This is a genomic window from Kitasatospora sp. NPDC001119, assembly GCF_053598475.1.
This window is the reverse complement of record NZ_JBSFKI010000025.1, coordinates 149,002-155,628: the sequence shown is the minus strand read 5'-3', so window position 1 is coordinate 155,628 and position 6,627 is coordinate 149,002. Positions and strand designations below refer to the sequence as shown.

7 protein-coding genes are annotated in these 6,627 nt (G+C 72.9%); all 7 read left to right on the top strand.

The genetic code is table 11. The features are described from left to right. Positions 1-81 precede the first annotated feature (81 nt). The 7 genes from ACWDD9_RS28780 to ACWDD9_RS28750 all read left to right on the top strand — a co-directional run bounded on the left by ACWDD9_RS28780 (position 82) and on the right by ACWDD9_RS28750 (position 6,612). Entirely contained in the window at positions 82-666 is a 585-nt protein-coding gene (locus ACWDD9_RS28780; RefSeq protein WP_449813170.1) for a hypothetical protein, read from the top strand. A 177-nt stretch (positions 667-843) separates the two neighbouring features. Next, the gene (locus ACWDD9_RS28775; RefSeq protein WP_449813169.1) at positions 844-1,200 is read left to right on the top strand and encodes a hypothetical protein; all 357 of its coding nucleotides are present in this window, start codon (positions 844-846) and stop codon (positions 1,198-1,200) included. Between the two features lie 285 nt (positions 1,201-1,485). Next, complete coding sequence (locus ACWDD9_RS28770; RefSeq protein WP_449813168.1) at positions 1,486-2,175, top strand: hypothetical protein; 690 nt, start codon at positions 1,486-1,488, stop codon at positions 2,173-2,175. Continuing rightward, positions 2,172-3,617 (top strand): DNA cytosine methyltransferase, encoded by a 1,446-nt coding sequence (locus ACWDD9_RS28765; RefSeq protein WP_449813167.1) that lies wholly within the window; start codon positions 2,172-2,174, stop codon positions 3,615-3,617. The genes ACWDD9_RS28770 and ACWDD9_RS28765 overlap by 4 nt, the downstream gene beginning before the upstream one ends. 54 nt (positions 3,618-3,671) lie before the next feature. Continuing rightward, positions 3,672-4,490 carry a hypothetical protein gene (locus tag ACWDD9_RS28760; protein WP_449813166.1) on the top strand — a complete coding sequence of 273 codons (819 nt, stop codon included), beginning with the start codon at positions 3,672-3,674 and terminating at the stop codon, positions 4,488-4,490. 8 nt (positions 4,491-4,498) lie between these two features. After that, positions 4,499-5,653 (top strand): DnaB-like helicase N-terminal domain-containing protein, encoded by a 1,155-nt coding sequence (locus ACWDD9_RS28755; RefSeq protein WP_449813165.1) that lies wholly within the window; start codon positions 4,499-4,501, stop codon positions 5,651-5,653. A 26-nt stretch (positions 5,654-5,679) separates the two neighbouring features. After that, positions 5,680-6,612, top strand: coding sequence for a hypothetical protein (locus tag ACWDD9_RS28750; protein ID WP_449813164.1), 933 nt, complete (start codon positions 5,680-5,682; stop codon positions 6,610-6,612). Positions 6,613-6,627 lie beyond the last annotated feature (15 nt).

Here is a 6,627-nt window from a genome sequence, read left to right as displayed (position 1 = left end):
AGCCGCCCCACCGCCCTCGCAGAGCACAAGAGAGGCCGTCACCCAACCATGGCACTCCGAATAGCCACCCATTCGAGTGAAGTGCAGAGAAGCACCGGCGAATACAAGATCAAGCCCATCAAGCGGCAGGTCCGGGAAATCCTCGGATACCCCTATCCGGCGCGAATACCGTCCGACGTCTTCACCGAACAGTGGATCGGGATCTCGACCGACGAGTTCCATCGCGCGAAGGACGCCGACGTCAAATACACGCGCAACCGCTTCCCCCTGATCGAGCTGGGCCTGAGCCGCGGCGACTGCCTGGGCCTGCTCGCCGAGCACGGCCTGGAAGGCACCCCCAAGTCGTCCTGCCTGGGGTGCCCCTTCCACGGCAACGCGCAGTGGAGGGCGATCCGCGACGGCGACCCGGCGGAGTGGGAGGACGTGGTCGCCTTCGACCGCGACATCCGTGCCGGCAACGCCCGCGCCAACGCCGACGGCCGCCCGCTGCTCGGCCAGGCCTACCTGCACCGGTCCCGGATACCGCTGGACCGAGCGCCCATCGACCGGCTCACCCGCCGCGAGCAACTCGCCCTGGAGGAACAGCTCGCCGCCGACGACGCCGAGTTCGGCCCCGCCGACGGGTGCTCGCCGTACTCCTGCCGCTCCGGCGACCCCGTGTCCTGATCAACCCTCCCCTCTGGAGCCAGCCATCGTCTTCCGACAGCCCGGCATCGAACAGCACAGCCACGCCCCCGGGGCGAGGACGATCTGCTCGGCGCGGGTCTCGCCTCGGCGCTGGCCCGCAGCCACCGGCCGTCGACCACACCGCCCGGATCGGGCATCACGCACTGGGCCGACCTGGTGGCATCGACGGAGGGACCGGTCGAGTTCGCCGGCGTCGTCGCGCACGTCGTCGACCACAACGACGGCGCGTTCGCCCAGCTGCACCGCTTCCTCGAGTTCGCCGAGGACCGGCTGTGGGAGCGGCACGACAACGACCGGGCCAGGAAGTTCGCCGAGGCCAGGAAGCGGCTGGAGGCGATCGGCGCCGATCTCACCGAAGTGGTAACCGAGATGCTCCCACCGCCACTCGGCCGACGCCATCCGGCGCTCACCCATTCCAGGCACCTGCTCGTCCCACCGGCCGCTCTGGACCCCCTCCTCCCGAGCCGAGGCGGGTCCACGCCCGGCCCACCCCCGCGGCGGCACGGCCGCTGACCTCGACGCGGTCGGTGACACCACCACACCCGCCCTACCCGGAGGCCATTTCTGACATCCTCGTACACCGCCGTCGACCAGGCGAAGGCCCTGCGTCTCATCCGTCCGCTGCCGGACGGCACCACCACCGGCCTCCAGCAGATCGCCCGCCGCACCGACGCCGTCATCATCGCCACGCTCGCACCGGGGAGCGCCCACGACACCTGGACGGGCATCAACGTCCGCGTCTTCTCCCCCGCGTTCGGGGAGCTACCCGGTAACCGGTTCAACTTCGCCGAGCACTCCGTGTTCAACCGGGACGCCCGGGACGGGCGCTCCGACGTCCACACCCTCACCCGCGAGAACCAGCAGGACCTGCTGCGTGCCAAGGGAATCCTGCCCGACGCGGTCCGCGAGGCGGTCAACACCTACGTCCGGCTCTTCGCCCCGGCCGAGGCCCCCCAGTTCACCGCAATGCACCAGGTCGACGGCCTGTGGTGGCTCGCGGAGCATCTCGTCGACGTCCGGGCGCGCTACCCGCAGGCCCTGGCGGGCAGCGCCTTCCCCCACCTCGATCCCGATGTCCTCAACGAGGTGGCCGGCGGGATCTACGGCGACCTCGAAGACCTCACCGGCGAATGGGAAGCCGTCCAGGGCGCGCGGACCACCTCCATCAAGGACGACCTGCAGCTCCTGCACGGCCTTCGGTCCTCCCTGGTGGAGCTTGCCATCCCCTTCGTCTCGGGGCCGCATCTGGCCGGTGTGTTCCGCCGCCACGTCGAAACGCTGGACGAGATCGACTCGCAGATCACCGCCGCTCTTCGCCGTCCGCGCGCCGCCTCAACCGACGCGGCGCGCAGGGCCGCCGCCGTGAGCGCCTCCCCGGCCGCTCCGCCCACGGCTTCCTCGCCGGCCGACGCAGGGCGGGGCGCGGACGGTGAGGGGCTTCGCCCGTCCCCCACACCGCCGCCGTCCGTACCGGGCCGGACGCGGTGACGCGCCAGGAGTACACGTCCCTGCCGCCCCGCCGGTGGCCCAACCTCTCCACCGCCGGGGATCCGGCGTGGTTCCCCCAGCTGCGGCAGACGGGCCCCTGGTCCCAGCGGGAGCTGGTCGCGCTCGCACACCCCTGGCCGGTCTCCTGGCTGTACCCGCCGCGACGCGGCGACCCGCCGAGGATCGTCAACCTCTTCGCGGGGCCGGGTGGTTGGGAGGTCGGTCTTCAGATCCTCGCTGACGGCGGCACGCCCTTCGACGTCGTCGGCGTCGAGCTGGACGAGAACGCGGCGGCCACCGCGAGGGCCGCCGGCTTCCGGCGCGTCGTCGCCGATGTCCGCCACCTCGACTCCACCCACCCGGCTCTTCGGTACGTCGAGGGCCTGATCGTCAGCGCGCCCTGCATCACCTGGAGCCCTGCGGGGCTCCGGCAGGGCCATGCCTACGAGAACCTGGAGCTGCTGCTCGACATGCTGCCCCTGGCGCTGGAATCGACGTTCGGGCACTGGCACGACGACGGCGAGTGCGACGAGACGGACAGCTGCCTGATCTGCACCGATCCGGTCTGGGACGGCAACTGCGGGTGGACGGGCCCGCTGATCACCCGCAACGACGCCCGCGAGCCCATCTCCAGGATGACCGACCCGGGCATCGGGCTGGTGGCCGAGTCCGCGCTCTGGGCGCTGAGCCTGTCCGCCTGCTACGACAACCTGCGATGGCTCGCGATGGAGCAGTCCAGCGCGCTGCCGGCGATCGTGCCGGACGCGATCGGCGAGGTGTTGGAGATGGCCGACTGGTGCGACTCCGCCCACTGGACGCTGGACGCGGCGGACGTCGGCCTCGCCTCCCACCGCCGCCGCACCTACCTCGTCGCCGCCCGCCACCGCTACGTGATGTTCAACGCTGTGGACCCCGTCGATCCGGTTCCGGCCCGCACCGCGGCCGAGGCCCTGGGCTGGCCGGCGGGTGTGCGGGTCAACACCCGGGGCAACCGTTCCACCCCGGGCGGCAACGAGTGGTCGGCGGACCGGCCTGCTCCGGCCGTCACCGGCCGCTCCCGCAGCGCGTACTGGGCGCACGATCCGCAGCGACGGCTCGGGTTGGCGGAAGTCGCGCTGCTGGTCGGGATGCCGGCGGACCACCCGTGGGCCGGCTCACCCTCGGCCAAGTTCCAGCAGGCGGGCGACGTCGTGTCCCCCGTCGAGGCGGCCCGGGTCCTGGGTCCGCTCGTCCACCGCCCGTCGCACGACCCGGTGCACCGCTACCTCGCGAACCTCTACGGCCCGCGCAGCCAGGCCGCCGCCGCCAGGTCCGTGGCAGCCAGCCACGCCCGACGGGGCGCCGCAATCGTCTCCGCAACACCGGCACTACCGGGACTCGACGCCTTCGCGGCACCCACAGAGGCTGCACCGCCCGCGCGCCCGGCGAAACCTTCCCGCTGACGGCGGCCGAACCGCCAGGAGCACCCCGACACCCCCGATCCGAGCAGGAGGCTCGTGAAAGACATCGTCCAGGCCCTGCGCGGCTGGACCCCCGACGACCCGGGGTCAGAGGCCGCCGTCGAGTTCGTGACCCTGGCCCCCGAGCTGTCCGAAGCCGTCAGTTCCCACCAGGTGGGCAATGAACGCTTCGTGGTCGGCTTCAACTGGGACACGACCAGCGGACCGCCCGGGACGCACCGCGCCTTCGGCCTCCACGCCACCTTCGCCCCGGACACTCGCCGCTGCCATGTGCGTGCCCGTTCCACGCCGACCTTCGGATGGGCGGGACACTGGCTGGTCGGACGGGGTGCCGACCCGCGTGCCGTCGCCCTCTACCGGCCCGTACCGGAGAATCCGTACGACGAACCTCCCGAGTACCGGACGGAGGGCCTGTACTCCGGCACACACTACGGCCTCGCCCGCCCCGGTGGCAGAACCACCCGGCTGATCGAGGACCGCGTTCGGCGCTGCGGCGACCGCTACCGCCTCCTGAAATCCAACAACGCCTACCCGTCCTTCTTCAACGGCGAGAGGGAGGCGACCTTCGTCCTGCTGCAGGACCGCCACCCGCGCGCCGTCGGCCGCCGGTTCCTCATCCAGCTGGAGACCGTCCACGTGAAGCGCGCGACGTACACCATCACGGAAGGCGGCTTCCGCACGCTGGCCCAGGCCCGGAACTGGCTCGAGCGGATCGACGCACGCGCGGGCACCACCCCGCCGCTGTCCGCCACCGACCCGGTCACCGGGCTCGCCCCGCTCGGCCTTCCCGCTCCCGTGCGCGACCGGGCCGCACCGCTCCAGAACGCCGCCTCCTCCGCGCGACGGACACGGTGACGGTGACGGTGACCACCGTCGGACTCGCCCCCGACATGGAGGCTGAACAGGCCCTGCTCGGCGCACTCCTCCTGTCGCCCACGGAACTCGACTCCGTCCGATGGTTGAAGCCGGCCCACTTCCTTCGTCCCGCTCACGCCGCCCTGTACGAGGTCCTGCTCGCTCAACGGACTGCGGGCCACCCCGGCGCGGAAAGCGGCGCCGACGACGGCCAGCTCCGGGACTTCGCGCTGGGGGCGATGGCCGCGGCGGGAACGGCCAGCCGGGGGCTGGGCCCGGGCTACGGCGCGAGCCTGATCGCCATTTGCCCGCTCCCGCGGCACGCCCGCGTCTACGCCAGGATGGTGCTGGAGTCCTCGATTCGCCGCCAGGTCCACGAACGCGCGCACCGGCTCCAGCTCGCCGCGCGGACCGACGCCCTGGACGCCGTACTGGAGCTGACCGGCGAGCTGCGCCAGGCCCTCCACGAGCTGGCCGACCTCTGGGGCGCCCTGGACGAGCGGCCCCGGCCGCTGCCTGGCCCGTGGCCGCTCGAACTGACCGACGCCGTCCGCGAGACGACCGCGACCGACGAGACCGCGCTGCTCTCCTCCGCCACCGCCGCCCCCGCGGCACTGGACGAGATCACCCGGTGGCTGCGCCCGGGCGACTTCCTCGACCGCGGCCACGGCGCCGTCTTCCAGGCCCTGGCCGCCCTCGCCCGCCGAGGTGAGCCGATCGACCCCCTGACTGTGCTCTGGGAAGCGCAGCACCAGGGTGCCATCGCCTCCGGTGTCATCACGGCCGACGGCGTGCGCGCGGCCACCCGCGGCGGATTCACCGGCGACCCGCAGTACTGGGGCGAGCGGGTCCTGCGTGCCTCGGTCCTGCGCCAGAGCGCCGCGTCGGCGGGCGTCGTACGACTCCTCACCCGGGACGCCTCCCTGTCGGCTGCCCGTCTGCTCGGCTGCGCGCTGCACACCCTCGGCCTCGGCGAGGCCGTCCAGGATCGCTGGCGCACCGCCAACGGCCTCCCGGCCCGAGCCGAGCCGCCGCCCGGCAGCGCCGAACGGCGCGAGGCCGCACGCACCCGAATACCCGCCATCGTCCCTCGCGGCACCGCGCCCGCTTCGCCGGCCGAAGCGGCGGCACCGCCCGGATCCCCTGTCAGGAGCACCCGCTGACCGACCCCGAACAGCCCACACGGCCCGTGATCCCGCCCGACACCCGCCGCGGTCGCTACAACTGGGAACTCGCCCGCGGCCAGATCGAGGCCTTCGGCGAGACCAAGAGCCTGCGCGCCTGGGCCGCCGACCCCCGCTGCATGGTCAAGAAGGAGGCGCTGCGCACCCGGCTGGCCCTCGGCTGGGATCCGGAGCGCGCCATCGGCACCGACAAGCACGACCAGACGCTTCCCGAGTACACGTACAACGGCCGGACGATGACCCTGCGCGGCTGGGCGGAGCAGATCGGTACCACCTACCACACGCTCTACCGCCGGGTCACCATGCAGGACTTGAGCATCGAGGACGCCCTCGCCCTCGGCCCCGGATCCGCCAGGGACGACCAGCCGCTGACCGCGTTCGGCGAGACCAAGCCGGTCCACATGTGGGCGGTCGACCCACGTGCCAACGCGACCGCGACCACGATCCACAGGCGCATCGACGCCGGCTGGTCCGCCCGCCAGGCGATCACCGAGGAGCCCGTCCACCGCAACGGCCTCGGCAGCGGCGCCCCGTGGGCGGCGTTCGGCCGCCGGTTGGGCCTGCCGGACTGGGCCCGGCTCAGCCAGATTCCCGAACAGGCCCTACGCAACCTGACGGACCACCACGCCATGACCCTGGAGGACGCCCTCCAGTCCACGGGCTGGCTGCCCGACTGGCACGGCCGCGGCGCCGAGGTAATCCGGGTCAGCGCCGCGGACCTTCGCCCGGGCGACCTGGTCGTCGAGGCAGCCCAGCCCGACGCCGAAACCCAGCAGCTGCTCACCGTACGCCGCGCCGGTGCCGGCCCGACCGCTTCCGACCGCGCGGCGGCCGCCACCGCTCGCGGCATCATCAGCCGCTCCACCGCCGGTGCCCTCCCGCGCCCGGCCCGGCTGGCCGAACCTCCCACCCGGCCCACCCCAACCCGGTCCCGTTAGCCCCTCCGAAGGAGT